The 26,594-nt window shown below is 55.5% G+C and carries 24 protein-coding genes; 17 read left to right on the forward strand and 7 right to left on the reverse strand.

All coding sequences use genetic code 11. From position 1 onward, the window contains the following. Positions 1–47 precede the first annotated feature (47 nt). On the reverse strand, positions 48–584 hold the full coding sequence (gene greB, locus DFR30_RS05920) for a transcription elongation factor GreB (RefSeq protein WP_132971782.1): 537 nt from the start codon (positions 582–584) through the stop codon (positions 48–50). 59 nt (positions 585–643) lie between these two features. On the opposite strand from greB, the gene DFR30_RS05925 reads away from it, so the two are divergent. From DFR30_RS05925 to DFR30_RS05935, 3 genes are all read left to right on the forward strand, one after another. Further along, positions 644–1,177, forward strand: coding sequence for a SprT family zinc-dependent metalloprotease (locus tag DFR30_RS05925; protein ID WP_165869109.1), 534 nt, complete (start codon positions 644–646; stop codon positions 1,175–1,177). After that, complete coding sequence (locus DFR30_RS05930) at positions 1,174–1,452, forward strand: GIY-YIG nuclease family protein (RefSeq protein WP_207891822.1); 279 nt, start codon at positions 1,174–1,176, stop codon at positions 1,450–1,452. The genes DFR30_RS05925 and DFR30_RS05930 overlap by 4 nt, the downstream gene beginning before the upstream one ends. Positions 1,453–1,635: 183 nt before the next feature. Then, positions 1,636–2,523: a cation diffusion facilitator family transporter gene (locus DFR30_RS05935; protein WP_132971784.1), complete on the forward strand. Its 888-nt coding sequence runs from the start codon at positions 1,636–1,638 to the stop codon at positions 2,521–2,523. Positions 2,524–2,618: 95 nt separating this feature from the next. On the opposite strand, the gene DFR30_RS05940 is transcribed toward DFR30_RS05935, so the two are convergent. Beyond that, positions 2,619–3,104 (reverse strand): FKBP-type peptidyl-prolyl cis-trans isomerase, encoded by a 486-nt coding sequence (locus DFR30_RS05940; protein WP_132971785.1) that lies wholly within the window; start codon positions 3,102–3,104, stop codon positions 2,619–2,621. 97 nt (positions 3,105–3,201) lie between these two features. Continuing rightward, positions 3,202–3,828 (reverse strand): TetR/AcrR family transcriptional regulator, encoded by a 627-nt coding sequence (locus DFR30_RS05945; RefSeq protein ID WP_132971786.1) that lies wholly within the window; start codon positions 3,826–3,828, stop codon positions 3,202–3,204. A gap of 82 nt (positions 3,829–3,910) precedes the next feature. Here DFR30_RS05945 and DFR30_RS05950 point away from each other — a divergent pair, with 82 nt between their 5' ends. The 10 genes from DFR30_RS05950 to DFR30_RS05995 all read left to right on the forward strand — a co-directional run bounded on the left by DFR30_RS05950 (position 3,911) and on the right by DFR30_RS05995 (position 17,209). Next, positions 3,911–5,179 (forward strand): hypothetical protein, encoded by a 1,269-nt coding sequence (locus tag DFR30_RS05950; protein ID WP_132971787.1) that lies wholly within the window; start codon positions 3,911–3,913, stop codon positions 5,177–5,179. A gap of 164 nt (positions 5,180–5,343) precedes the next feature. Then, on the forward strand, positions 5,344–6,192 hold the full coding sequence (locus DFR30_RS05955) for an ATPase (RefSeq protein ID WP_132971788.1): 849 nt from the start codon (positions 5,344–5,346) through the stop codon (positions 6,190–6,192). Positions 6,193–6,198: 6 nt separating this feature from the next. After that, the gene (metA, locus tag DFR30_RS05960; protein WP_132971789.1) at positions 6,199–7,269 is read left to right on the forward strand and encodes a homoserine O-succinyltransferase MetA; all 1,071 of its coding nucleotides are present in this window, start codon (positions 6,199–6,201) and stop codon (positions 7,267–7,269) included. A 183-nt stretch (positions 7,270–7,452) separates the two neighbouring features. Beyond that, a complete protein-coding gene (locus DFR30_RS05965; RefSeq protein WP_132971790.1) occupies positions 7,453–10,323 on the forward strand; it encodes a 2-oxoglutarate dehydrogenase E1 component in 2,871 nt (956 codons plus the stop codon). Positions 10,324–10,334: 11 nt separating this feature from the next. Continuing rightward, complete coding sequence (odhB, locus tag DFR30_RS05970; protein ID WP_132971791.1) at positions 10,335–11,573, forward strand: 2-oxoglutarate dehydrogenase complex dihydrolipoyllysine-residue succinyltransferase; 1,239 nt, start codon at positions 10,335–10,337, stop codon at positions 11,571–11,573. A gap of 5 nt (positions 11,574–11,578) precedes the next feature. Next, complete coding sequence (gene lpdA, locus DFR30_RS05975) at positions 11,579–13,030, forward strand: dihydrolipoyl dehydrogenase (protein WP_132971792.1); 1,452 nt, start codon at positions 11,579–11,581, stop codon at positions 13,028–13,030. A 50-nt stretch (positions 13,031–13,080) separates the two neighbouring features. Beyond that, positions 13,081–15,231, forward strand: a complete 2,151-nt coding sequence (locus tag DFR30_RS05980) for a tRNA(Met) cytidine acetyltransferase TmcA (protein ID WP_132971793.1) — start codon at positions 13,081–13,083, stop codon at positions 15,229–15,231. Positions 15,232–15,287: 56 nt separating this feature from the next. Then, positions 15,288–16,373 (forward strand): ferrochelatase, encoded by a 1,086-nt coding sequence (gene hemH, locus DFR30_RS05985; protein ID WP_132971794.1) that lies wholly within the window; start codon positions 15,288–15,290, stop codon positions 16,371–16,373. Positions 16,374–16,385: 12 nt separating this feature from the next. Next, positions 16,386–16,916, forward strand: coding sequence for a 2-thiouracil desulfurase family protein (locus DFR30_RS05990; protein WP_132971795.1), 531 nt, complete (start codon positions 16,386–16,388; stop codon positions 16,914–16,916). Further along, on the forward strand, positions 16,913–17,209 hold the full coding sequence (locus tag DFR30_RS05995) for a DUF3024 domain-containing protein (protein WP_132971796.1): 297 nt from the start codon (positions 16,913–16,915) through the stop codon (positions 17,207–17,209). Before DFR30_RS05990 ends, DFR30_RS05995 begins: the two co-directional genes overlap by 4 nt. Before the next feature lie 30 nt (positions 17,210–17,239). Here DFR30_RS05995 and DFR30_RS06000 read toward each other — a convergent pair whose 3' ends face one another. Further along, complete coding sequence (locus DFR30_RS06000) at positions 17,240–18,847, reverse strand: lytic transglycosylase (protein WP_132971797.1); 1,608 nt, start codon at positions 18,845–18,847, stop codon at positions 17,240–17,242. 139 nt (positions 18,848–18,986) lie between these two features. On the opposite strand from DFR30_RS06000, the gene DFR30_RS06005 reads away from it, so the two are divergent. From DFR30_RS06005 to dnaQ, 3 genes are read left to right on the forward strand one after another with little or no spacing between them, the layout of a single operon-like run. Continuing rightward, positions 18,987–19,778 (forward strand): class I SAM-dependent methyltransferase, encoded by a 792-nt coding sequence (locus DFR30_RS06005; RefSeq protein ID WP_132971798.1) that lies wholly within the window; start codon positions 18,987–18,989, stop codon positions 19,776–19,778. Next, positions 19,771–20,250: a ribonuclease HI gene (gene rnhA, locus DFR30_RS06010; protein WP_132971799.1), complete on the forward strand. Its 480-nt coding sequence runs from the start codon at positions 19,771–19,773 to the stop codon at positions 20,248–20,250. The genes DFR30_RS06005 and rnhA overlap by 8 nt, the downstream gene beginning before the upstream one ends. A 31-nt stretch (positions 20,251–20,281) precedes the next feature. Then, positions 20,282–21,001, forward strand: coding sequence for a DNA polymerase III subunit epsilon (gene dnaQ / locus DFR30_RS06015; RefSeq protein ID WP_132974396.1), 720 nt, complete (start codon positions 20,282–20,284; stop codon positions 20,999–21,001). Between the two features lie 6 nt (positions 21,002–21,007). On the opposite strand, the gene nhaD is transcribed toward dnaQ, so the two are convergent. The 3 genes from nhaD to DFR30_RS06030 form a co-directional block, all read right to left on the reverse strand. Continuing rightward, positions 21,008–22,471 (reverse strand): sodium:proton antiporter NhaD, encoded by a 1,464-nt coding sequence (gene nhaD / locus DFR30_RS06020; RefSeq protein ID WP_132971800.1) that lies wholly within the window; start codon positions 22,469–22,471, stop codon positions 21,008–21,010. 69 nt (positions 22,472–22,540) lie between these two features. After that, positions 22,541–22,891, reverse strand: a complete 351-nt coding sequence (locus DFR30_RS06025; protein WP_165869110.1) for a PilZ domain-containing protein — start codon at positions 22,889–22,891, stop codon at positions 22,541–22,543. A gap of 16 nt (positions 22,892–22,907) precedes the next feature. Next, positions 22,908–25,277: a DUF1631 family protein gene (locus DFR30_RS06030; RefSeq protein ID WP_132971802.1), complete on the reverse strand. Its 2,370-nt coding sequence runs from the start codon at positions 25,275–25,277 to the stop codon at positions 22,908–22,910. A 282-nt stretch (positions 25,278–25,559) separates the two neighbouring features. Here DFR30_RS06030 and DFR30_RS06035 point away from each other — a divergent pair, with 282 nt between their 5' ends. After that, entirely contained in the window at positions 25,560–26,594 is a 1,035-nt protein-coding gene (locus DFR30_RS06035; protein WP_132971803.1) for an AI-2E family transporter, read from the forward strand.

Below are 26,594 nucleotides of genomic sequence, written 5' to 3' on the forward strand. Positions count from 1 at the left end.
AGGTCTTGATTCATTCTCGTATCCAGCCGGGGCCTGGCTGTATACTTTCAGGTTCGGGAGTCTTTGTCGGTGCTCTGGTCATTGCCTGGTTCAGAGTAGCGAACATCCAGTACCCGGTAATCTGATGCTCTCTCGCCGATACGTACTTCAACCTCATCATCTATGGCTTTTTTCATCAGCGCCCTCGCCATGGGTGAGTCCATACTGATCCAGCCTTTGCGCGGGTCGAATTCATCGGGGCCAACAATACGATAGGTGACTTCTTCACCGTCATCGTTCTCCAGTGTCGCCCATGCACCGAAAAAGATGCGTGTCTGGTCACTTGGGGGATCGGAAACCACGTTCAGTTCCGGAAGACGCTTTTGCAGGTAACGGATTCGCCGATCTATTTCGCGCAGTTCTTTTTTCCGGTAAATGTATTCGGCATTTTCGGAGCGGTCGCCCTCGGCCGCGGCGGCAGACAGGGCTTTGGTGACTTCAGCACGACGTTTCCATATGTCACTGAGTTCCTGTTGCAGGCCGTCATAGCCCGTACGGGTGATATACAGCGATGATTCGGGTTGTGGTGGTCGGTAGCGTCCCATGCATGACAGTATACAGGTGTGGCAATATTCCCGGGTCCCTGTCAGGGCAGTTTTTGGTTATGATGTCAGCCATGTCTCTCGAGTTGATCAATACACCACAGCAGGCGCAGGTACGTCAGGCCACACAGGACTGTATTGTACGTGCGGCAAGTCTGTTTGAACGGAAATTTTTCATGCCGCCAGTGCAGTTTGATTTATCCGGTCGTGCGGCAGGGCAATACCGCGTATTGCGTGGCGAGGCTGCGATTCGTTATAACCCCTGGATCTTCGCGCGTTACTTTGAAGATAATCTTAACGAGACTGTGCCGCACGAAGTGGCTCATTTTGTGGTTGACCAGCTCTGGGGTCTGCGCCGGGTGCGTGCACATGGTGCGGAATGGCGCTCAGTGATGCGTGCACTCGGCGCTGAGCCTCACGTAACGGCGCGCTACGACCTGACCGGTTTGCCGGTCCGTCGGCAACGTCGCTTCCCGTACCGCTGTGCCTGCCAGACACACCAGCTGACCAGTTGTCGTCATAATCGTGTACAGCGTGGCGAAGCACGGTACCACTGTCGGCAGTGTGGCGAGGCACTGGTGAGAGAAGAACCATGAGCAATTGGCAGGTCTATATGATTTTGTGCAGCGATAATTCGTTGTACACCGGGATCAGCAATAACGCCGAGCGGCGTTTTCAACAGCATACCAGCCAGCGTGGTGCACGCTACTTCCGTGGCAGAGAGCCACAACACCTGGTGTATCTGGAAGGGGGGCACGACCGCAGCAGTGCCAGCCGGCGCGAAGCAGCGATCAAGAAACTCAGGCGCAGTGACAAGGTGCGTCTCATTCGTTCGGAGCACAATAAAATAAGCGGTATTCAGGCCCGGTAAACGTTCCGCGATAAACGCCGGGGGGTAGTAAACAACCTCCGGATTAGTGAAGCGCTTATATCCTGCCAGCACATCGATTCATATAGGAATTTATCGCAGCGACGTTTATTATCCTGCCATGAAGGTGAATTGCACCGCGCTTGTCCTGCATCCGGACATCTCACTTCGGGTCATGCCGCGGGCATGAGCCACGATCACGTACACCAGCACGATATTGAAAGTATGGGTGACCGGCGACTGCTGCTCGCCATTATTGCCAATATGCTGCTGACGGTGGCACAGGTGGTGGGCGGAATAGTGTCCGGCAGTCTGTCACTGGTGGCCGATGCCTTGCACAACTTCAGTGATGCAAGCTCGCTGCTGATTGCATGGCTGGCACGCAGGATCGGGCGACAGCCTGCTGATGACTTGCGAACATTCGGTTACCGGCGCGCCGAGGTGATCGCGGCACTGGTAAACCTGGTGTCGCTGGTGATTATCGGGATTTACCTGCTCTACGAGGCGGTGTGGCGGATCTTTCAGCCACAGGTTATAGAGGGCTGGATTGTCGTAATTGTTGCCGGTGTCGCGCTGGTAGTGGATGTGGCTACCGCAATACTGACCTGGACCATGTCAAAAAACAGCATGAATATCCGCGCTGCCTTCCTGCACAATGTCTCGGACGCGCTGGCCTCGGTGGGCGTGGTAATCGCAGGTACTCTGATCCTGCTGTACGGCTGGTACTGGACGGATACGCTGTTGACGCTGGTGATCGCGGCCTATGTGCTGTACCAGGCGTTCGGCATGCTACCGCAAACCATCCATCTGCTGATGGAAGGCACACCGGAAGGTGTGTCGATTGCGGATGTCAGGGCGGCGATGGAAGCGGTGGAGGGGGTGCGGAATGTACACCACATTCACCTGTGGCAAATTGATGAACACCGTAGCGCGCTGGAGGCGCATATTGTCATTGATCGCTTTGAAGATACTGCCAGAATCAAGGCTGCATTAAAGGATCGTCTGGGTGATATGTTTGATATTACTCACTCGACGCTGGAGTTCGAGATTGAGAACTGCGGGGATGGAAGCTGAAACAGGTTCAGGCAATATCCTGCCCCGTTATACCGGCCTGGGCCGGCATAACGGTATGTGCAGGGTTCCCCGGTGTAAACCCGGCTGACGGGTGATCAGTCGTGGTCGTGTCCATCCGGGCCATGTACATGGCCGTGCTGGAGTTCTTCTTCTGACGCATCACGAACATCCATGACTTCAACGTCGAAGTTAAGATCAACACCGGCCAGCGGGTGGTTGCCATCGACCGTGACGGTGTCATCTTCGACCTTGACCACGGTTACAACCAGTGTCTCTCCGCCAGGGCCCTGGGCGTGAAACTGCATGCCGGTTTCGATTTCGACATCATCCGGGAACATGTTGCGCGGAACAGTCTGGGTCTTTTCAGCATCGCGTTCGCCGTAGCCTTCTGCTGCGGTCACTGCAACATCCATTTTGTCGCCAGCGTTCTTGCCGGTCAGGGCATTTTCCAGTCCGGGTATAATGTTATTGGCGCCGTGCAAGTAGGCAAAGGTGCCGTCTTTGGACTCGTCGATGACGTTGCCATCTTTATCTTTCAGGGTGTAATTCAAGGTGACGACCTTGTTTTGCTCAATCGGCATGAAGCAATCCTCGACCCGCTGGGTCTGCAAGTAAAAAAACAGCGACCAACCATACAGGAAAGTCCTCCGGAATGAAATTTCCGGCCAGATTCCAGGCTCAGGGACCGCAGTCCGAATCCGCGTTTTCCATCCCGTGCATCAGGATGTCATAGACCCTTTTCCCCAGTGCCTCGATCCTGTCCTTCGGCGCCGCCGGGTCGATCAACATGCCGCTGGCAATGAACATTGCGAGGCCGTGGACTGTCGCCAGGCTGGTCAGCACCAGGTCCATGGTTTCATGATCGGAGTACAGCTTTTCACGTTTTCCGTTCTCGATAATAGAGGACAGACTGCCTACTGCCGCGTCGATTGCCTGCTGAATGTCTGCGCCACTGGTCTCGGGTGACAGGCCAGGTCTGAACATGAGGTCAGCAATTTCCGGGTTCCGGGCAACATAAAAAATGTATCCCATACCGGCTTCATACAGCTGTTTTCGCGGATCTTCCGGAAACCTGCGTTCTGCTTCCTGACAAATATCCTGCAGTGCCACAAACCCGGTTGCGGCAATGGCTTCCAGTAATGCAGTCTTATTGCTGAAATGACGATAGGGTGCGCCATGACTGACGCCCAGCGCCGTTGCCAGTCCCCGTAAACTGAGACCGACAAGGCCTTTTTTCTTCAGTACCGGTACTGCCGCCTGGATCAGTGCCTGGCGGAGATTTCCATGATGGTAGTTTTTACTCATTAAGTAGACATTTTCTACATCGGGCGCTAGACTTGCAAGCAAGTAGTAACCGTCTACATCAAAAGAATCGGGGGACGTTGTGATGCGCCACTACTGTATATGGTTGTTCGCCTGTTGTCTGGGTGGAGCGGGTCTGGCCACAGGAACGGTTGCCATGGCGCAGTCCGGTGCGATATCGGTTTCGGGTTGCAGGTCAGCTGATGCGCTGGCGGTTATGTCCGCCGACAAACTGCCGGCTTTGCTCGGCACACCGGTAAACCGGATCGGTTTGCTGAGTTATCGTGAGAAACAACTATCCCCGATACGATTGCAAATAGACCAACGTGATGGTGACGGACGCTATCTGCTGGACGACAAACCTGAGCCAGGCCGCCAGCTACCGGTGTTGGGGCCGAATGATGAAATCGTTTTCAGGCTGGCTGATCGCGGCACCAGGTACCCGGCAAACACACCGAACAGCGGCGAAGGGGCACTGGTCGAGATCGAGGTCATCGATGCAATGGGCGGGCCGTCAGGCTGGGTCTACGCTGTGCTGTCCAGCCCTGTAAGGGGTGTATCGGGTAACAATCATATGACTTACGAGACAGCAGCAGACCGTGTCGAAAGCGGTATTTACAAAATCGGCTTTTCCCCTCAACACCCGTTCATAATCGACAGCTTCCAGTGGAGAACCCCAGCCGGTGACTGGACGCCGAACCTGCTTGATACCATGAAGATCCGCCACCAGGGGAAGATGTTCGGTTTCATTTCGTTCAGACGCACGACAAGGGACTACAGTTCTCGCCTGACCCGGGTCAAGGTCGGACCGCTACGCGTGATACGGCGTACGGAAAACCGCGTTCGCATCATGTGGAAACTGAAAACCCCGACACTGTATATCGACTACATAATGATGCCGGACAGCTTTGTCATGGATACCATCGTAAATATACCGTTTAACCTGGGGCTCTTTTTCAGTGACGTTGAAACACTGACCACGGTCGACTGGCGCAATGATCCGGCACTACCGGAACAGGTGATTCGTTCGCCGTACACCACGTCCAGCCTGCGTGTGGATGGGCAGATGTCTGCTGAAGAATCCCGCTTCAATACGATCAACGGTACGCACCTGTCAGTACACAGTGACTATGGTTCTGTTTCTCTTGGGCTGGATATTCCCGAGGATTTTTCCATTCAGCCGTGGTTATATTTGCGCGACAGAATGGATGTTGTTGACCCGCCGGAAAATCAGCCGGGCCAGTTCGGCAATGTCGGGTACCGGACGACGGGTTGGGAGAGTATCGATACTGAAGTACACCACCTGAAAATCACCACCTGCATGGCGGCGGCGGAAGCGGGAAGCGTCCGCTAATGACCGGTATAGATTGAGCGGATTCCTGCGTGGCAGGCGACCTGTAGAGGCGTGTTATTAACGCGGCTGAAAAACAAACTGGCCAATCCGCGCTCCCGCAGGCTTCCAGACCTGGTGTAAATACCGCATAATCAAACGCTTTCTCACGTTTCGGAGTGGTAGCGGTGAAATTCGATATCGACGGGTTTCGGGCCTGGAAGCACAAGAAGGTAACCCTGTTGGGGATGTCGGGGGTCGGCAAGACCTACCTGTCGTCGCTGCTGTGCGGACACGACTGGTTCCATTATTCCGGTGATTACCGTATTGGTACCCGCTATCTTGACGAAGCGATTCTTGACCTGATCAAGCAGCAGGCCATGCAGGTGCCTTTCCTGAAAAACCTGTTGCGTCGCGACTGGATTTATATCCGTAACAACATCAAGGTCAATGACCTGGGGCCAGTGCTGAGTTTTGTCGGCAAGCTGGGTGATCCCGAACGGGGCGGTGTGCCACTGGATGAGTTCGTGCGTCGCCAGGCCGCGTATCACGATGCCGAGATTGCCGCCATGCGTGATGTGCCGGCTTTTATTCACAAGGCCCAGCAGATTTACGGCTACCCGCATTTTGTCAATGATGTAGGCGGCAGCCTGTGTGAGCTGGAGGAGCCTTCAGTGATCGACCTGTTGGTTGAGCACACGCTGATTCTCTATATCCAGGTAACGGACAAGGAAGAAGAGGCGAAGCTCATAGCGCGCGCGCAGAGTGATCCAAAGCCACTGTATTACCGTCCCGGGTTCCTCAGCGAGCAGCTGGATATCTACCTGGCGGAACAGGGGCTGGCGTATGCAGCAGAGATGGATCCGGATGATTTTACCCGCTGGGTTTTCCCGCGCCTGTTTCATTCGCGAATTCCCCGTTATGAGGCGATTGCCAGACCGCACGGTTATACCGTGACTTCACAGGAAGTCGCGCAGGTGCGTGATGAGAAGGATTTCCTCAACCTCCTGGAAACCGTTATCGAACGTACGGACTGACGCATCATGCCACTGGTTGCCCACAATGAATTGCCGACCTTCAAGCGCCTCAAGCAGGAAGGAACGCGCGTGCTCGCACCAAACCGTGCGTCACAGCAGGATATTCGTGAACTGCACATCGGTTTGCTGAACATGATGCCCGATGCGGCACTGGCGGCGACCGAACGACAGTTCTTTCGCCTGGTCGGTGAAAGTAACCCGATTGCCCAGTTTTATGTGCATCCCTTTACCCTGCCGGAACTGGAGCGCGGCAAAGAGGCGCAGGCATACATCGACGCCTATTACGAGCCGTTCGAAAAAATCCGGGATGAAGGGCTGGATGCACTGATTATCACCGGCGCCAATGTGGTCGGCCCCCGGCTGGGAGATCAGCCATTCTGGGAGCCGTTGAAGGCGGTTGTGGACTGGTCGTTTGAGCATGTTACTTCAACATTGTGTTCCTGCCTGGCAACCCATGCCGTATTGCAGTTCCGGCATAACAAGGTACGCGTCCCGCAGGATGACAAGGTCTGGGGTGTGTTTCCGCACCGCGTGGTAGACAAGCTGCACCCGCTGGTCAATGACGTCAACACGCGTTTCGATGTCCCGCATTCTCGCTGGAATGCAGTGACACCGGAACAGTTTCGTGACGCCGGTCTGCATGTACTGGTGGAGAGTGAAGTAGGCGTACACCTTGCGACCAGCGCGGATGGATTGCGTGTTGTATTTTTCCAGGGGCATCCCGAGTACGACACCGTCTCGTTGCTGAAAGAATACAAACGAGAGGTATTCCTGTGGTTAGGTGGTCAGCGCGATGGCTATCCCCCATTCCCGGCCAATTATCTCGGTCCACGTGCACAGGCTGTACTGAACGAGTACCGGCTTCGGCTGGACGCAGTGCGCAGGGAAAATATGGACAGGCCGGATTTCCCCGAGGCGCAACTGGTCAGCCTGCTGGATAACACCTGGCACGATACTGCGGAAGCCGTGGTCGGTAACTGGATAGGGCTGGTCTACCAGGTGACCCACAGTGACCGCAGGATGCCCTTCATGGAGGGTGTCGATCCCGGGGACCCGCTCGGGTTGTACAGCGACTGAGAAGCTGGTTTCAGGCATTGGTCGCATACCCGATGTCTGTGCACCCGTTTTACTTGCATTCATTCTGTTCCCGGTCTAAAACTCTGGTTAGAAACCCGGTCTAACCCATGGAGTTGGCGTAACTCTTGCCTATAGTTAACAAGTGTCGGAAAGCCGTCGCTCAACTGGCAGGGACAACCAAGAATGGATGACATCACCCGGCCCAAGGGCTTGCTGGAGTTCTGGGAAGATTCGCAACTCGCGGGTCACAATGCGGCGTACCTCGAAGATCTCTACGAGCGTTATTTGACGGATCCGGCCAATGTGCCTGAGCAGTGGCGGACCTTCTTCCAGACGCTGCCACGGGTCAACGGTCACGGTGCCGAGCCGTCACACTCGACCATTCGTGAAACGTTCCGTGCCATGACGCGGCAGCCGTTTGCAGTACGCCGTTCTGAGCCCTGCAAGCCGGGCGCCCCCGTGCATGAAGAAAAGCAGATCCGCGTCCTGCAGCTGATCAACGCATTCCGCTTCCGTGCGCACCAGGTTGCCGATATTGACCCGTTGGGTTTGCGCGAGAAACCGGATCTTGCAGAACTGACACCTGAATTCCATGGCCTTGCCGAGGCTGACCTCGATACCCTGTTCGATACCGGTTCCCTGGCCATTGGCGAGCGTGCCACCCTGCGCGATATCGTCACGAAGCTCCATGAAATCTACTGTGGCAGCATCGGTGCCGAATACATGCATATTACCGAAACGCAGGAAAAACGCTGGATACAGGAGCGTATCGAGCGCGCGGGAGGGCGCGCGTCGCTTGAGGCCGAGGCGCGACTGCATATCCTGCAACGCCTGACGGCTGCAGAAGGGCTTGAGCGTTACCTGCATACCCGCTATGTCGGGCAGAAACGTTTTTCGCTGGAAGGTGGCGATTCACTGATTCCGTTACTCGATGAATTGATCCGGCGTGGCGCCACACATGGTGTTAAGGAAGCCAGTATCGGCATGGCACACCGTGGTCGCCTCAATGTGTTGATCAATATTGTGGGCAAAACAGCTGCCGAGCTGTTTGAAGAGTTCGAAGGCAAGGCCGGAAAACATTTTAACGGTTCTGGCGATGTAAAATATCACCAGGGTTTCTCGTCAGATCTGCGAACCGAAAACGGCAGGGTGCATGTCAATCTCGCCTTCAACCCTTCCCACCTGGAAATTGTCGGACCAGTGGTAGAGGGTTCAGTGCGCGCACGCCAGCAACGTAGTGGCGATGATGAAGGCCGTCGTGTTGTCCCGATCCTGATTCATGGCGATGCAGCATTTGCCGGGCAGGGCGTGGTGATGGAAACCATCAACATGTCACAGTCTCGCGGGTATTCCACCAAGGGAACCGTGCACATCGTTGTCAATAACCAGATCGGTTTTACCACCAGTAGTCAGAAGGATGCGCGCTCAACCCTGTACTGCACGGATATTGCCAAGATGGTCAATGCACCTATTCTTCACGTTAACGGTGATGACCCGGATGCCGTTATTAGCGTGACACAACTGGCACTGGACTACCGGATGAATTTCCACAAGGACGTGGTGATTGACCTCGTATGCTACCGCCGTCATGGCCACAGCGAAGCCGATGAACCGACGGCGACCCAGCCTGTAATGTACGCGGCCATTCGCGATCACAAAACACCGCGCGCACTTTATGCGGAACGCCTGGTAAAAGAGGGCGTGTGTCACGAAACTGTTCCGAAACAGATAATGGATGCCTGTCGTGATCGTCTTGACCGCGGTGAGACAGCCGTAGACGGACTGATGACCAGGGAAGAAGCCCGTTACCCCTGGGCGGTAGACTGGGAGCCTTACCTGGCGCAGGCCTGTACTGCATTTCTGGACACCACCGTTTCCATTGAACGATTGCGCCAGTTGTGGCGCAGCCTGGATCATATGCCGGATGGTTTTGAGCTGAACCCGAACGTGGGCAAGATTATCAGTAACCGGCGCAAAATGGCGGCCGGTGCCTTGCCGATAGACTGGGGCTTCGCGGAAACGCTGGCCTACGCCTCGCTGGTGGACGAAGGTTACCCGGTGCGACTGTCCGGGCAGGACAGCGGGCGCGGCACGTTTTTCCATCGTCATGCAGTATTGTATTGTCAGAAAGATGGTTCGGCTTATATTCCACTGCGTAATATCCGTGAAGGACAGGCTAATTTTCTGGTTATAAATTCACTGTTGTCGGAAGAGGCTGTGCTGGCTTTCGAGTATGGTTATGCAACCACTGACCCGAATACACTGGTGATCTGGGAAGCACAGTTCGGTGACTTTGCCAACAATGCACAGGTTGTCATCGACCAGTTCATCAGCGCCGGTGAACAAAAATGGAACCGGCTTTGCGGCCTTGTCATGCTGTTACCGCACGGTTTGGAAGGCCAGGGGCCGGAACATTCTTCGGCACGCCTGGAGCGTTACCTGCAGCTGTGTGCCGAGCACAACATGCAGGTTTGCGTACCAACCACACCGGCCCAGATTTTCCATCTTTTACGCCGCCAGATTATGCTCGAATGCCGCAAGCCACTTGTAGTCATGTCGCCCAAAAGCCTGTTGCGGCACCGTCTTGCGGTCAGCACCCTGGAAGATCTCAGTGAAGGGGACTTCCAGCCTGTGATCCCCGAGGTGGATGAGTTGTCCGATAGTACGGTCAGGCGTGTCGTGTTGTGCAGCGGCAAGGTGTACTACGAGCTGCTGGAAAAACGCCGCGAGCAGAAAATCAAGGATATCGCCATACTGCGTGTCGAGCGTTTATACCCGTTCCCCAAGGCGCAATTGCATAAACAGCTGGAGCGATACCCGAATGCGAATGAAATTATCTGGTGCCAGGAAGAGCCACAAAATCAGGGTGCATGGTTCTCGATTAAACATCACCTGGATGCAACGCTGCCGGACCCCTCGCGATTACGCTATATCGGGCGACCATTTTCAGCCGCACCTGCGGTCGGATATGCCTGGTTGCATTTGCAGCAGCAGCACAAGCTTGTATCAGAAGCGCTTGGATCTGATCCCGTTCTTAAACAAACCGATACCTGAAGGGATACGTGATGTCGATTGAACTCAAGGTTCCTGTTTTCCCCGAATCCGTTGCGGATGGAACCATTTTGTCGTGGAACAAAAAACCCGGCGATACGGTGAAGCGGGATGAGTCGCTGGTAGATATTGAAACAGACAAGGTGGTGTTTGAAGTCCCGGCGCCAAAAGAGGGTGTACTTGAAGAAATCCTTGAAGATGCCGGTGCGGTAGTCACTTCCGGACAGGTAATCGGGCGCATGCGTGAGGAAGCGGCACAGGATGTTGCGGATATGCCGGAAACTGCCGGAGTGACTGCTACAGCTGAACAGGACGAAATGCCATTCGCAACACCGGCGGCGAGAAAGCTGATTGAGGAGAACGGGCTGGATATCCACTCCATCCCTGCCACCGGCAGCGGTCACCGCATTCTCAAGGAAGACGTGCTGGCGGCGCTGGAGCAGGCACCTGAGCCAGACCGGAAAACTCCGGCTGAAAATTCTGTTCAGGTTGCTTCGGCAGACCAGACACCTGCGCTTGCTCGCAGTGAAGAACCCGCTGCGATAAACGCAGACCGTCCGGAGCAGCGCGTACCGATGACGCGCCTGCGAGCGCGTATCGCCGAACGCCTTCTGGAAGCACAACACAATGCAGCGATGCTGACGACCTTTAACGAGGTCAACATGCAGCCGGTCATGGACCTGCGTGCCCGCCACCGGGATGCCTTTGAGAAACGCTACGGGGTTCGTCTCGGTTTCATGTCATTCTTTGTCAAGGCGGCCATCGAGGGACTGCGTCGTTTTCCCGAGCTCAATGCGTCGATTGACGGAACAGATATCGTCTATCACGGATTTTTCGATATTGGTGTTGCAGTATCATCGCCACGTGGCCTGGTCGTGCCCGTACTGCGTGATGCCGACCGTATGGCCATGGCGGATGTCGAGATACAGATACGTGACTATGCGGGCAAGGCACGGGATGGCTCCCTGTCGCTGGAAGATATTACCGGTGGAACCTTTACCCTGACCAATGGTGGTGTATTCGGATCATTGTTATCAACACCCATTCTGAACCCGCCCCAAAGTGGCATACTTGGACTGCACAAGATCCAGGATCGACCCGTGGCAGAGGATGGCGAGGTCGTTATCCGGCCAATGATGAATATTGCACTCTCCTATGATCACCGGCTGGTTGACGGGCGTGAAGCCGTTCAGTTCCTGGTGACGATCAAGGATATGCTTGAGGACCCGGCACGGCTGATGCTGGGTGTGTGAACTGAATGTCGAATGAATACCAGGTCATAGTCGTGGGTGCGGGGCCGGCCGGTTACGTGGCCGCGATTCGCTGCGCGCAACTCGGCTTGAAAACAGCCTGTATCGATGACTGGACTGATACGGACGGAAAGCCTGCACTGGGTGGAACCTGCCTCAATGTCGGTTGCATTCCCTCCAAGGCACTGCTTGAGTCCTCGGAGCAGTATGCACATGCCCGGCAGGGGCTGGATGCACATGGCATCAACGTGACGGGTGTCAGTCTTGACCTCGATGTCATGATGCAGCGTAAACAGCAGGTAGTGCATGAACTGACCCAGGGCATTGCGCAGTTATTCAGGGCCAACGGTGTGACACACATACAGGGACGTGCACAGCTTGGTGCAGACCGTGAAGTCCTGGTTCGGCAGGGTGAAGATGAAATATCGCTGCGTGCCGGGCATATCATTCTGGCCCCTGGTTCTTCACCGGTACAGTTACCCGGTATTACGCATGACGGAAAATACATTGTTGACTCCTCCGACGCACTGGCATTCGATAACGTCCCGGCGAGACTGGGTATTATAGGCGCCGGTGTTATCGGGCTCGAGCTGGGCAGTGTATGGAAACGTCTTGGTAGTGAGCAGGTTGTATTGCTGGAGGCGCAGGACAGTTTCCTGCCTGTTGCAGACGAACAGGTGGCAACACAGGCGCTGCGCAGTTTCACCGGGCAGGGCCTGGATATACGGCTGGGCAGTCGTGTGACAGCCTGTGCAGTGAAAAATGATAAAGTGGAACTGGAGTATCAGGATGCGGATGGCGAACATTCCATGCAGTTCGATCGACTCGTCGTTGCCGTAGGGCGTCACCCCAACACAGAAAACCTGGCTTCGGATGAATCCGGCCTGTTGTTCGATGAATGGGGTTTTATCCATGTAGACGAACGGTGTTCGACCAATCTCCCGGGTGTGTGGGCAATCGGTGATGCAGTGCGGGGCCCGATGCTGGCGCATAAGGGGTCGGAAGAAGGCCTGATGGTTGCCGAACAGATTTCCGGCCAGGTAGGGCACATTGACTACAATACCATTCCCTCGGTGATCTACACCCTGCCGGAGATTGCCTGGGTCGGGCAGACCGAGCAGGCACTTCGTGCCCTGGGTGTGGCTTATCGCAGCGGATTGTTCCCGTTTGCCGCCAATGGACGGGCACGCGCAATGGGTCATACGGAAGGATTTATCAAGCTACTGGCGGATGAAAAGACCGACCGTCTGCTGGGGGTGCACGCCATCGGGGCACAGGCTTCGGAGCTGGTTGCCGAAGCGGTCATAACCATGCAATTGGGTGGTAGTGCGGAAGACATTGCATTAATGGTGTTTGCACACCCGACACTGTCGGAGTCATTCCACGAGGCGGCGCTTGCATTGCACGGGCGTGCGCTCCACATTGCCCCGGTACGGGGCAGGAAACAGAAAAAAAGCTGATAAGGCCACAGGGATTCGCGCGGGTACGGGGTTTCTGGGAGAATCCCGTCATGGCCTGCGAGCAGAAACCCGTTACACCACAGAGCACTGCCGGAATCGATGAATGTGTCGATGCCTTGTGGGCATCAGTACGTGATCAGTTTCACCGACGCATGGTGTGGCTGAGTGGCGATGTGGCAGATGTATCGGCATTGGCCGGTCGACTGCTCAAACAGCAGCCGGGTATCAATATTCACTGGCACGGGGATGGCGCACCTGCGGATATACAGGTCAGCCAGGGTCGTGAAGCTTTCCAGCAGCTGGGTCGGGAATGCGATGCACTGGTTTTCAATGCCTGGTCGGGCTTCGATCCGGATGCCTTCGGCGCCCTGAGTGGCACATTGCGAGGTGGGGGGTTGCTGTTTCTGCTTACCCCGTCGGCAGCCGACTGGTCAACCTGGTCTGACCCGGAGTACACACGGATTGCGGTGGCGCAGTTTTCCGTTTCTGAGATCAGTGGCCGCTACCTGCGGCGTTTGACCCGGCTACTGCAGCAGGATGCGGGTAGTCTGTGGATAGAGTCAGGCGAAGTAAAACGCCGGCCTGTAATTCACGAAATGCCTGCACAGCAACAGACGGTTGATCTTTCACCCTGTCGTACACAAGACCAGCAATACGCTGTAGAAGCGGTTATACACGTTGTCAGCGGACACCGGCGACGCCCCGTAGTACTGCAATCCGACCGCGGGCGCGGCAAGTCTGCTGCGTTCGGTATCGCTGCGGCCCGTTTAATCAGTGAGCGTCAGCTCCGTGTCGTGGTGACTGCGCCACGCCGCCAGGCTGTTGAGGCCGTGATGGAACGTGCTTCTGCACTGCTGACCCCAGAGCAGTGCCAGTTGTTACGCTACATGCCGCCAGATGTCCTGGTTCGCAGCGACTGCGATGCCGACCTGTTACTGGTAGACGAGGCTGCAGCCATTTCTGCGCCCTTGCTGGAACAGCTGTTGAAGCGTTATCCACGCATGGCATTTTCGACAACCGTACATGGCTATGAGGGTACTGGCCGTGGTTTTGCCGTGCGTTTCAACAACGTGCTCGATCGCTGTACCAACAGCTGGAAAACCGTCATGCTTAATACACCGGTTCGCTGGGGAGAGGGTGACCCGCTGGAGCCGCTGGTCTTCCGCCTGCTGATGCTTGACGCGAATGCGGCGCCAGATGCTGTGCTGGAAAGTGCATGCCTGGACGATGTTCAAATATCGTGCGTGGAGCGCGACCAGTTGATCGAAGACGAGACACTGTTACGTGAACTGTTTGGTTTGCTGGTGCTGGCACATTATAAAACCCGTCCCTTCGACTTGCGTCAGTTGCTGGACGGGCCGAACCTTTCAGTCTGGTTAATGCGCATACAGGGCCATATCGCAGCAGCGGCGCTGGTTGCAGAAGAGGGCGGCTTCAGTACAGAAGACGCACAGGATATTAGCGCCGATGTGCGCAGACCACATGGCCACCTGCTGCCGGAAACGCTAGCTGTGCACCTTGGCCTGGTCGATGCGCCGGCGCTACGCGCGCAGCGAGTTATGCGTATTGCAGTTCACCCGGCAGTGCAAGGCCGTGGTCTGGGGTCACGATTGATCGCCTGCATCCGTGACACTGCGGCGGCAGAAGGAATTGACTACCTGGGAAGCAGTTTTGGTGCAAACGATGACTTGCTGCGTTTCTGGCAGAATGCTGACTGGACTCCGGTGCGTATAAGCGAACGACGCGGCGCCAGTAGCGGTAGCCATTCCGTGATTGTACTCAAGCCCCTGAGCAGAACGGGTGGGGATTTGTGTGCGCGGGCGCGACAACGCTTCCTTCGGCATTTCCCGCACCAGTTGTCTGACAGCTTGCGTGATCTGGAGGCGAGAATGGTTATTGCGCTGATGCGTAATGCGCCGGACAGTATGCAAACACTGGATGATGATGATCTTGAGGATGTCAGACGCTTTGCCTTTGAGCGGCGCTTCCCGGAGTCCGCTATCGGCGCGCTGTGGGGCTGGCTGTGTAACCGTTTGATGTCGGAAAACACACTTGATACGTTGGTTGATACCGATGCCGGCCTGCTGATTGCCCGCTTCCTGCAGAAACGGGATTGGAGTACTTGCGCGCGTGATGCGGGACTTGGCGGACACGACCAGGCACTCGCACGATTGCGTGAACTGGTGCGGCAACTGCTGTAGTGATCTGCTAGGATAGCCGCCATGTCAAAGATGACTCCATCGAAGTGTGGTTCTACATGAGCCGTTACAGCGACGAAACTGATTTCAGACACGACGCGCAGGATTGCACCGGTGTGTTGTTGGTTAACCTCGGTACACCGGACAAACCGGATGCCCCTTCCGTACGCCGCTATCTTGCCGAATTTCTTTGGGACCCCCGGGTTGTCGAGATATGGCGACCACTGTGGTGGTTGATCTTGCACGGTGTCATTTTACGTATTCGCCCACGCAAGGTGGCCGCACTGTACCGTTCTGTCTGGACCCCGGAAGGTTCGCCCTTGCTGGTCATCCCGCAGAAACAGACGGAACGGGTAGCCAAAAAACTGGCCGGGATTGTACCAGGCCGAGTCGAAACGGTACTGGCCATGCGCTATGGCTCTCCCTCTATCCAGGAAGGACTGGAAACATTACGGCAGCGAGGTGCGCGCCGTCTGCTGGTGTTGCCGCTTTACCCCCAGTATTCGGCAACTACCACAGCGTCGGTCTTCGATGAAGTGACCCGGGTGCTGGGTCAGCGACGCCTGGTGCCCGGCTTGCGTTTTATACAGCACTATCATGACGATCCTGCCTATATCAATGCGCTGGCAGCCAGTATCCGTGAGCACTGGGATGTACACGGCAGGCCGGACAAGTTGCTGATGTCCTTTCACGGTATACCGCGACGCTGTCTGCTGGCTGGCGACCCCTATTTTTGCGAGGTTCAGAAAACAGGAAGGCTACTCGCAGAAACACTCGGGCTTGAGGATGATCAGTGGTTTCTGGCTTTCCAGTCGCGCTTCGGTCGCGAGGAATGGTTGAAGCCATATGTCGATCAGACCCTGCGTGACTGGGGGGCGGCAGGTGTTGGTCGGGTCGATGTAGTATGCCCCGGGTTCAGTGCCGATTGTCTGGAAACGCTGGAAGAGATTTCCGTGCAGAACCGTGAGACGTTCATTGAAAGTGGCGGAAGTGAGTATCACTATATCCCGGCGCTGAATGAGCGTCAGGATCACATCGAGGCGCTGTCACAGTTATTGGTGCGCAACATGGCGGGCTGGGACGAGGACTGTAATGACCCTGCCGCGCGACTGGCACGTGCGCAGGCACACGGGGCACAAGCCTGACAGGCGGTTGTCGTGGAACAACCGAATCGACCACGTGTAGCCGTAAGCAGTTGCCTGTTGGGTGAGCCTGTACGTTACGATGGTGGTCACAAGCGCAGTGATTGTGTCACCGACCTGCTTTCAACCTGTTTTGACTGGTTTCCCGTATGTCCCGAAGTCGCTATCGGTCTGGGTGTGCCTCGTCCCCCCATCCAGCTGGTAAAACTGCATGACGGCGTACACGCACTCGGTGCAGACAATCCGTCACTGGATGTAACCGCGGCGCTGCAGGCCTGCGCACAACAGTTGGCAGTTCAGCTGGCTGATGCCAATGGCTATATTTTTAAAAGCCGTTCGCCCAGTTGTGGTCTGACAGATGCCGACCTGTTTAATAGCGAGGGCTACGTGACCGGACAGGCGCCGGGCATTTTCGCCGCAACGATTCAAGCGTGCTTGCCGGACCTGCCATTAATCGATGAAATACTCCTCGATGACCCGGTTGCACGTGAGGCATTTATCCAGCAGGTAAAAGTTTACCGGCCGGCAGGGGAGGAGCTGAAATGAGCCTGGGTGTACTGGCACTGCAGCGCGCCAGAAAACAACTGGATGCCTTTTGTCTGCAACACAGTACCCCGGGTGGTGAGCTGAGTTGCCAGCCTGTCGAGGACAGCCTGTTGCTTCACTGTGAAGGGCAGGCGGTGGTTAAAATTCAGTTGAATGAAACGCGTTGGCATATTTTCTGGCAGCGTGATGACGGGCAATGGATAGCCTGGCCTCATTTACCGGTTTGTGACGACATTCAGCAGGTGATTGAACAACTTGACCAGGCACCGCTGCATGTTCACTGGGGTGGCTAGTGGCATCTGCACACTGACTCTTGAATGTATTCAGGTGCCGGTCTGGCGTGTGACGTCAATGTAGAGTTTCAGATGCTGGCCAGGCTGTAGATAACCTTTCTTTGAAAGGCCGTTCCAGCGGCGCAGGTCGCTGACACGAACCTTGAAGCGGCTGGAAATGCGTGACAGGGAATCGCCTTTGCGTACCGTGTAGTGAATGGCTTGTTGCCGGGTGCCCGGGTGTGCACTGTTCCGGGATGGCTGTTTTGTCCACAACACCAGCTTTTGACCCACTCGCAGCGGGTCGCCGGGTGCCATGCCATTCCAGGAAGCCAGCTTGCGCATGCTGATTTTGTACTGCCTCGACAGGTCCCAGAAGGTGTCGCCCCGGGTGACAATATGCTGACTGCGTTGACCCTTCCGGTCAGTGTTTTGTTTACGGTTCAGGCGCTGTTTTGCGCTGAGACGGTAGTTCTCCTGTCCCTTGCTCGACACCGGTACCAGCAGGTGGTTACCCGCACGAATTGAGTGGCCGCGAATCTGGTTGGCGGCCTTCAGTGCATCCACCGTAGTGTGGTAGCGTCGGGCAATATGTCCGAGTGTCTGGCCACTCACCACTTTGTGGCGGACCCACTGAATACGTTTCTTCGGCGGTAGTCCGGCGATGGCTTCACGAAATTGTTCGGCCTGACTATTTGGAATCAGCAGCCGGTGCGGTCCTTTCGGCGGTGTTGCCCACTGGTTGAAGCCGGGGTTGAAGCGATACAGTGCGTCAAGGTCAATACCGGCAAGATCCGCAGCAATGGCCAGATCGATCTGGCCACCAGTATCGATAACGTCGAATGCCGGTTGTATGTCCACCGGCTCAAGCGATACGTTATATTTTTCCGGTGAATTGACGAGTTGCTTCAGGGCGACCAGCTTGGGCACATAGTCACGTGTTTCACGAGGCAGGTTAAGATCCCAGAAGCTGATCGGTTTGCCTTTCTTGCGGTTGCGGCGAATTGCCTTGCCAACGGTGCCTTCACCGGAGTTGTAGGCAGCCAGCGCCAGCATCCAGTCACCATCGAAGCGTTTGTTCAGGTATTCGAGATAGTCGAGTGCGGCGCGCGTGGATTCGATCAGATCGCGCCGGCCGTCGTACCACCAGTCCTGTTTCAGTTTGAAGCGCTTCCCTGTGGCGGGGATGAACTGCCACAGTCCGGCGGCGCGTCCGTGTGAATAGGCGAAAGGATCGTAGGCGCTTTCGACAATAGGCAGCAAGGCAATCTCGGCGGGCAGGTTACGTTGCTGGACCTGCTGCAAAATGTAGGCTGCATAGCGGCTGGCGCGCTGGCTGACACGACGCATGTACTCGGGATGTCTTGCGTACCAGTTGCGTTGTGTACGAACACGTTCGTTATTGTTCGCCGGCAGTCCGAAATCCCGGCGCATGGACTCCCACAGGTCGGTCGAGGCCAGTGCGGCGGGTGTATCGGACAGAATACCGCTCAGGGGCTGGGCCGAGGCAAGCAGGGTGGCGCCCGCTCCGGGGCGCGAAAGGGTTTGTTCAACCGGGTCAGGAGCTGACGAAATTCCCTCTGCGACAGGCGGCTGTGTCGCGCAGGCGCACAGTAGCAGGGCGGTTGTCGGGAGCAGCAGTCGGATTCGCTTGAGCATAATATCTCTATCGGCGGAGAGCCGGTGTCATTGAGCGACAAGTGGGTGATCGGTAAAGAATTTCAGTAAAAATTAGCCGATATGCTGACAGCCTCGAGCGGGCGCGTCAAGCACTGTAGCTGATCCCCCGGTATGCGTTATGATCATGCCGGTAATGGTCAGAAACAGAGACTTTCATAGCGGCATTGCCCGGCTTGATATGCTGCGGGAGTGGTGTGGGCGACCGCTTGGGCGTCATCTGGCAGAGGCCGAGCAGGCTGCTTTGCGCGACGTACTGAGTGATGTATTCGGTTATCACCTGGTAGTAATAGACCCGAGCTGTGAGATCGACTCACTGCAAGCAAGCCGCATAATCCATAGAATCGTACAGACGCGCAGCAGCAGTGGACTCGCGCTTCGTCCCGACCTGCTTTCGGAGAGTGAGCAACTGCCGTACCAGTCTGATTGTATTGATGCTTTTGTACTGCCACACGCGCTCGAGATCGCAGAGGATCCCCACCAGGTGTTACGTGAAATCGATCGTTGCCTGGTTGCTGAAGGCCATCTCATCGTTCTGGGGTTCAATCCTTATGGTTGGTGGGGTCTGCGCCGTATGCTGGGCCGCAAGCAGCGTGCTGGCCCGTGGGCATTACGCTTTATCGGTCTTGCCCGGCTGAAAGACTGGTTGTCATTACTGGGCTTCGACACGGTTCACACGCGTTATCTCTTTCCACACCCACCCTGGAGTTATGGGCTTGGCAGGGATCGTTGGGGCGTTCTTGAACGTCTGCACCGGGAGCGCTGGCCACTGTTGGCAGCGTCCTACCTGCTGGTGGCGAAGAAACGGGTTGCGACCCTGACACCGATCAAGCCACGCTGGCGACCGCGCCGCGCCATTCTTGCCGGCGGGGTGATTGAATCACGAGATGGAGGTTTGCCAGGACATGGCTGAGAAGGAGGTTGCAACAGCCCGGCAAGGTGCCCGGGGTGACGTGGAGATTTTTACCGATGGTGCCTGCAAGGGAAATCCGGGGCCGGGAGGATGGGGGGCATTGTTACGTTACAATGGACACGAAAGAGAACTGTTCGGCGGCGAGCCTGAGACGACCAATAATCGCATGGAGCTGATGGCAGCCATTCAGGCACTGGAAAGCCTTACACGACCTTGCACGGTCAATCTTACAACCGACTCTGTCTATGTACGTAGCGGTATAACGGAATGGATGCCCAACTGGAAAAAGCGCGGCTGGAAAACGGCCGCGCGCAAGCCGGTCAAGAACGTAGATTTGTGGAAACGCCTGGATGAAGCAACACAGCAACACGATGTATCCTGGCATTGGGTGAAAGGTCATAGCGGACACCCCGAAAATGAACGTGCTGATGAACTGGCCAACCGCGGCATTGAACAACAGGGCAGTCGGTAACAACCCGGCCCGCGCCACTGGAGATAAAGACGTGCGACAAATTGTACTGGATACAGAAACTACAGGTCTGGAACCCAAAGATGGCCACCGTATTATTGAAATCGGTTGTGTCGAACTGGTTGGCCGTAAACTGACCGGGAATACCTTCCACCAGTATTTGCAGCCCGGCCGGGAAATCGATCCCGGTGCTATCGAGGTGCACGGGATCACCAATGAATTCCTTGCCGACAAACCGGTATTTGAAGATGTCGTCGATGACTTCGTGGAATTCATTCGGGGTGCTGAGCTGGTAATCCACAACGCACCATTCGATGTGGGTTTTATTAACCACGAGCTGCAGTTGTGTGATCATGGCATCCAGGTTGCCGATATCTGCGGAGTACTGGATACCCTGAAAATGGCGCGCCGTATGCATGCGGGGCAGAAGAATAATCTGGATGCGCTGTGTAAACGCTACATGATCGACAATTCCAGCCGCGATCTTCACGGCGCCCTGCTCGATGCGGAGATTCTGGCCGACGTTTATCTGGCCATGACAGGCGGGCAGGTCACCCTGTCACTGGGTGACGGTGAAGAGTCTGCCAGTGGTGCCCACCTGGCGCAGCCAGTGCGACGACTCGACAGCGACCGTCCTGCGCTGCGCGTAATTCACCCGGATAGCGATGAACTTGCTGCACATGACGCCTGTATTGAAAATCTGTCGAAGGCGGCCGGTGGCCAGGCGATCTGGCAGAAAGACAGCACTCACTGACCGGTACTACCAGGTGCTTGCATTCAGCCACAGGTGGGTGGCAATGCTGGCGGCGTACCCCAGGGCAATCACCGGAGTCCATTTCAGGTGTGTGAAGAAGGTATAGCGTCCGCGTGCCTGACCCATCAATGCCACGCCGGCTGCAGAACCGATGGATAGCAGGCTGCCCCCCACGCCAGTGGTCAGGGTTACCAGTAGCCACTCGCCGAGCGGCATATCGGGATTCATCGAAAGCACAGCAAACATCACCGGTATGTTGTCGATGACCGCGGATAGCATGCCGACAAGAATATTGGCGGTGGTAGCGCCCAGCTGGCCGTACATCAGTTCGGCAAAATGTCCTAGGTAGCCAATAAAGCCAAGTCCACCGACACATAGTACGACACCATAGAAAAACAGCAGCGTGTCCCACTCGGCGCGGGCAAGACGGCGGTAGATGTCAAAAGGTTTGTCCTTGTGTGCTATCGGGAGCACATCACCCACTGCTCCAAAGTTCGAGGAATTTCGGGTGTGGTTATGATGCGTTCTTTTCAGGTAGTAACTAAAAAACTGGAGGTAAGCCAGTCCTGTCATCATGCCCAGCATGGGGGGCAGGTTCAGGTAGTTGTGGAAACTGATGGCCGTTACGATTGTGGCAGCAAACAGGAACACGATAATAATGCCTCCGCGTCGTATCGATATCCGTGCTCCATCCGAGTGCGGGGTCTCGTCCGGAATAAAGGCATGCATACAGAGCGCCGGTATCAGGAAATTTACAGCAGAGGGAATGAACAGCAGTAAAAAATTGTCGAATTCCACCAGCCCCTTTTGCCAGACCATAAGTGTAGTGATGTCGCCAAATGGACTGAATGCGCCGCCGGCATTGGCAGCAACGACGATGTTGGTGCAGGCCAGGCTGATAAACTTTGTATTATCCTTGCCTACGGCAAGTACAACGGCGCACATGACAAGTGCAGTTGTCAGGTTATCGATGACCGGAGAAAGAAAGAAGGCAATGACGCCGGTTATCCAGAACAGCAGGCGGTAGCTGCAATGCATTCTTGCCAGCCAGGAACGTAATGCCTCAAAAATCTGCCGTTCGCTCATGGCGTTGACATAGGTCATGGCAGCCAGCAGGAACAGGAATAATTCTGCAAACTCCAGCAATGTGTGTCGCAGTGCTTCGGAGGCAGCCAGGGGCATCCCGTTTCGACTGTATTCCCAGGCTACCAGTGCCCAGATTATCCCGGCCGCGAGGATGACCGGTTTGGATTTTCGCAACTGTGTGAATTCTTCACACATGACCAGCAGGTAGGCGAGGCTGAACAGAACCAGGGAAATATAGCCAACCGGCTGGCTCGTCAGGTCAAGAGCAGTCTGATTCGGGGTTGCAGCCAACGTGTGCGGAGAGTACAGGAACAGCCCTGTGAGCAGCACCAGCCCGCACGTACGAACAAGAACAGTGAGCGGCAGGGTGAAACCAGCAGGCATACGCCAAGTATATCTGCTGTCTGGCGGTATGCAATTATTGTATTGTAACGGGCTTGCCCGGCCAGGGCATCAGTCGTAAACCAGTGTGCTGATGATTTCCAGGTGCTCGGACGAGATGTCGATAATATGGAACCCGGTCCAGCACACCCCGGATTCGTCGGTATCATCACACCACAGACTTTCTACGCCAACCAGTATATCGACAACGCTCTCACAACACTGCAGCGGGATCCGGAACTGCAGTAAAGTACCCGGGTTTACCGGGGAAGGGCTCATCATCATCAGCCCCTCGATCGAAAGATTGACGAGCTGCCCGGCTACCGTATTGTTGTTTACATCAAAGATCTGCGGATGCTCCGGTATGGAGACGCGAGTGAGCCTTCGTTGCTCGTCATCTTTAATGTTGGTTTCGTTGTTCATTGGCTGCTCTCCTTTGTCAGGCCTGGGCTGTCTGTCGGGTACCATGGTCGAGCATCCGGTGTATCGCATTCAGCGCCCGGTCGACAAAAGGTTTCTTCTGGTCATGGATAACACGCACCTTGCCTGCGATCATGTTGTCGGCAAGCTCTGTCATGGAGATGATGGCGGCTTTGACGCCCATCTGGTCCACGAACATAAATTTCTCTGTCACGGTACTGCGCCACGATAACTTTGCACGCTGTGCAGCCTCACCTTCACCGGTAAATTCAAACCAGGTTCCGAACGGAACAGATTTAAGTTCATGGATCATGGTTTCCTGCTCCGGTGACAGGCTGGCAGTTGCAGATTTCTGTTCAGCCCTGACCGGTTCCGGTTCAGCAACTTCTACGGGTACCTCGGCAGCAGGGCTGTATTCATCAACAAGTTTTTTCTGGCTGGAAAACAGCCGGGTCAGAAGTTTTTCCTTGTCGGGTTGTTGCAAGGTTGCAGATGCTTCCCGCAGGGATTTCTGGTGCTCTTCCAGTGATTGCTCGCGCTGTTCACGTTCTCCGTTGCTATCAATCGGTGAAGCATAACGAATGACCGCCCCGGCAATCTGGATTGCATCGCGCCAGTCATCACTGTTATCGGCATCTGGCTGGCGCAGCAAAATAAATGTCAGCTTGTCTGACCAGATACGTTGCAGGAATTCCTTTGCATCCACGGCAATGGTGTGCTCGCTGAGCAGTGACTGTATTTCCTGCTGGGCGCGTTGTCGTGCAGCCTGCAGTTTCTCCTGTCCGTTGGCAGCTTCTGTGGTACGTTTTTCCACAAGACTGGATCGCTGTTCGAGATCTGCGACGGCTTCCCCGAAATCGGTGACCAGCCCCTCAAATATATCCACGTCCTCGTCGAACTCGTTCAGTACCTGGTCGACGATTTCTTTCATCTTGGGAAAGATGCCGCGCTCGATATTGCCTTCATCGACCCAGCTGATGCCGGCAGCAGTCATATCATTGAGAAGCTTTCTGGCCGGGTGCTGTGAACGGGTGAAGAAAGATTTGTCGATTACTGCAGCCTTGAGCAACGGAGTGTGCAGACGACTCAATAATGCCTTGACGATGTTGGGCAGACTGTCTTCTTTCAGCATGTATTCAAACAGTAACCCGACCAGCTCGATAACATTGGTATCTGCAGCCGGGAGTTTCCGGCGATCCATGTCGCCATAAACCTTGTCGCGTTCCTCGGTGAGCGTTGTCTGCAGCCGGTCTATCAAAGTCTGGTCAATTTCGATATTTTCGATGAACTCGTCGCTGGAGACAGTGGCCGATGCAGACGACATACGTGCCTGTACCTGCTTGATACGTGGCAATAGTGGAGAATGTCCACCACCACCCGGTTCACCACCCATATTGCCCCCTTCGACAGGTGCTCCAGCTGTGCCCGGCGCAGCACCTCCACCATAACCGCCGCCTGATACCGGGGCGGATCCGGCGTAGCCGGCAGTGGCATGAGAATGAATGGGTGTAACATTATCGGCTGCCATGGCCGCGTCGCCGCCGATACCACCCCCGCCGGCCTGGCCCGCCGGTGCTGTGCGCCGGACGGCCATTAACTCACAGATACGACCAAACAGTTCATCACCGAGTTCCGACGGACTCTGCTCGGGTTCTGTGTCAGCTGTCATATCGGTATTGTCGGGTTGGTCCGTTTCGCTGCCCGGTTCAACTTCTTTCTGGATGATTTCAACGCTGCCGGGTTGCTTGCGTACTTCATACCGCAGGTTCGGCAATATATCTGCTTCGATAAGCCGTTTGTTGTATTCATCGAACAGACTGTCAACCTTGATCAGCACGTACTTTTCGAACAATGCGACAAAGACAACGCGAACCTTGTTTTCGAGTTCCAGTTCACCGACGGCATGCTGGAAAGCTGCACCGAGCCAGGCAGGTCCGCCAGGTATCTGGGACTCGTCGATTGCGTTGCCACCATTTACAATGGACAGTCGTTGTTTGAGCGCAAAGATGCGGTCCATGATACGGCTGCTGAGTTTCTGGCTGGCGTTCTGGATGGCGACTGAAAGTTCCATGTCCTCAGGGTTCACCAGGGACAGCGCACCGTCATCCGGATTGACAAGCCCTTCGTTGCCTGGCGAGACAGGAAACTCCGAGTAGCTGCGTTTAAGCTCCTTGTAAAAGCCCTGCTCAATTGCCTTGCGCCGTTTACGTACTTCGTTCATCGCCTCGAAGAACACCGATTGCGCCATGTTGTTCTGGGCTTTTTCAGCGAAATCAAGCAATGCGACATCGGCATTTTCAAACATGCGATCGACAAGAGGCCGAAGATGACTGATTTCCATATCCAGACACATATCCAGCAATTTAGTGAATTGTGGTGCGATTGCCATCCTGGAGCTCCATTGCGTGATTTGGGGTAACAATCAGGGTTACCTGACGGCATATCGGCATATTTTGTCGACTTCTTGAGCCAGAATACTGAAAATACTGGCGTTAGCCGGCATCGCTGCTGCCGGGGTGTGCGGTTGCTTTAGATGCGGTTGTTGGTAGTATTCCCCAATATGCTTAATAACTTACGGGGCAACAGGCAATGCGCAGATTGGCGGGCAGGATATCGATGCTGCCAGCCGGGCGCTGCGTAGCACCTGTATTACGGGTACATACGCAAGACCATGTCTGATATAAATTCACAGCCGACAGCCCTGCGTTTTGTACTTGGGCTCGCAGCCCTTGTTGTGATTGTCGCCGGCATGAAAACCGCACAGTCCATTATTGTGCCGTTCCTGCTGGCGGCATTTATCTCCATTATCAGTGCGCCCTACCTGAACTGGTTGAATCGCAAGGGCATGCCCATGCCACTGGCATTGCTCGTTATTATCCTTGTCATTGTCGCAGCCGGTGTAGCGCTGGCCGCCTTGCTGGGAACCTCGCTGGATGCCTTCAGCGAGGCACTGCCTTCGTACCAGGAGCGGTTGCAGGACAAGGTGGTGGAGTTGGCGCAATGGCTTGCTGCCCAGGGTATTGACGTATCCGATCGGACTTTTCTGAGTTTCTTCAACCCGGGCTCTGCCATGGCACTGGTCTCGGGACTGTTGAAAGGCCTTGGCAACGTGCTGACCAACGCCTTCCTGATCCTGCTGACGGTGATCTTTATTCTTATGGAAGCTTCGAGCTTTCCCGTAAAACTGCGTACTGCACTGCGTTCCCCCGAGCACTCCCTGACAGAAAGCTACACAGTGCTGGACAATATAAAGAGTTACATGAGCATCAAGTTACTGACCTCGGCCCTGACCGGTTTTCTGGTGTCTGTCGGGCTGTCGGTTATGGGCGTCGATTTTGCCATGTTGTGGGGCTTCTTTGCTTTTCTGCTGAATTTCATTCCCAACATCGGGTCGATCATTGCGGCCATTCCGGCAGTACTGCTGGCCCTGCTGCAGTTCGGCGCGGGTGGGGCACTCGGTGTTGCGGGGTTGTTCCTGGTTGTGAACATCGTTATTGGCAGTATTCTCGAACCACGCTGGATGGGTAACCAGCTCGGCCTGTCACCACTGATCGTATTTGTTTCATTGGTGTTCTGGGGGTGGGTGTTTGGACCCGTGGGGATGTTCCTGTCAGTGCCGTTGACGATTTCGGTGCAGATTGCACTGGCGTCACGCGATGATACGCGCTGGATTGCGGTGTTGCTGGGGCCGGGCATGACGGAATAG

This window comes from Thiogranum longum, assembly GCF_004339085.1.
Taxonomy (GTDB): Bacteria; Pseudomonadota; Gammaproteobacteria; order DSM-19610; family DSM-19610; genus Thiogranum; species Thiogranum longum.

Coding starts and splice junctions, on each gene's coding strand:
- greB (WP_132971782.1), bottom strand. CDS start 584: ATGGGACGCTACCGACCACCACAACCCGAATCATCGCTGTATATCACC.
- DFR30_RS05925 (WP_165869109.1), top strand. CDS start 644: ATGATGTCAGCCATGTCTCTCGAGTTGATCAATACACCACAGCAGGCG.
- DFR30_RS05930 (WP_207891822.1), top strand. CDS start 1,174: ATGAGCAATTGGCAGGTCTATATGATTTTGTGCAGCGATAATTCGTTG.
- DFR30_RS05935 (WP_132971784.1), top strand. CDS start 1,636: ATGAGCCACGATCACGTACACCAGCACGATATTGAAAGTATGGGTGAC.
- DFR30_RS05940 (WP_132971785.1), bottom strand. CDS start 3,104: ATGCCGATTGAGCAAAACAAGGTCGTCACCTTGAATTACACCCTGAAA.
- DFR30_RS05945 (WP_132971786.1), bottom strand. CDS start 3,828: ATGAGTAAAAACTACCATCATGGAAATCTCCGCCAGGCACTGATCCAG.
- DFR30_RS05950 (WP_132971787.1), top strand. CDS start 3,911: ATGCGCCACTACTGTATATGGTTGTTCGCCTGTTGTCTGGGTGGAGCG.
- metA (WP_132971789.1), top strand. CDS start 6,199: ATGCCACTGGTTGCCCACAATGAATTGCCGACCTTCAAGCGCCTCAAG.
- DFR30_RS05965 (WP_132971790.1), top strand. CDS start 7,453: ATGGATGACATCACCCGGCCCAAGGGCTTGCTGGAGTTCTGGGAAGAT.
- odhB (WP_132971791.1), top strand. CDS start 10,335: ATGTCGATTGAACTCAAGGTTCCTGTTTTCCCCGAATCCGTTGCGGAT.
- lpdA (WP_132971792.1), top strand. CDS start 11,579: ATGTCGAATGAATACCAGGTCATAGTCGTGGGTGCGGGGCCGGCCGGT.
- DFR30_RS05980 (WP_132971793.1), top strand. CDS start 13,081: ATGGCCTGCGAGCAGAAACCCGTTACACCACAGAGCACTGCCGGAATC.
- hemH (WP_132971794.1), top strand. CDS start 15,288: ATGAGCCGTTACAGCGACGAAACTGATTTCAGACACGACGCGCAGGAT.
- DFR30_RS05995 (WP_132971796.1), top strand. CDS start 16,913: ATGAGCCTGGGTGTACTGGCACTGCAGCGCGCCAGAAAACAACTGGAT.
- DFR30_RS06000 (WP_132971797.1), bottom strand. CDS start 18,847: ATGCTCAAGCGAATCCGACTGCTGCTCCCGACAACCGCCCTGCTACTG.
- DFR30_RS06005 (WP_132971798.1), top strand. CDS start 18,987: ATGATCATGCCGGTAATGGTCAGAAACAGAGACTTTCATAGCGGCATT.
- rnhA (WP_132971799.1), top strand. CDS start 19,771: ATGGCTGAGAAGGAGGTTGCAACAGCCCGGCAAGGTGCCCGGGGTGAC.
- nhaD (WP_132971800.1), bottom strand. CDS start 22,471: ATGCCTGCTGGTTTCACCCTGCCGCTCACTGTTCTTGTTCGTACGTGC.
- DFR30_RS06025 (WP_165869110.1), bottom strand. CDS start 22,891: ATGAACAACGAAACCAACATTAAAGATGACGAGCAACGAAGGCTCACT.
- DFR30_RS06030 (WP_132971802.1), bottom strand. CDS start 25,277: ATGGCAATCGCACCACAATTCACTAAATTGCTGGATATGTGTCTGGAT.
- DFR30_RS06035 (WP_132971803.1), top strand. CDS start 25,560: ATGTCTGATATAAATTCACAGCCGACAGCCCTGCGTTTTGTACTTGGG.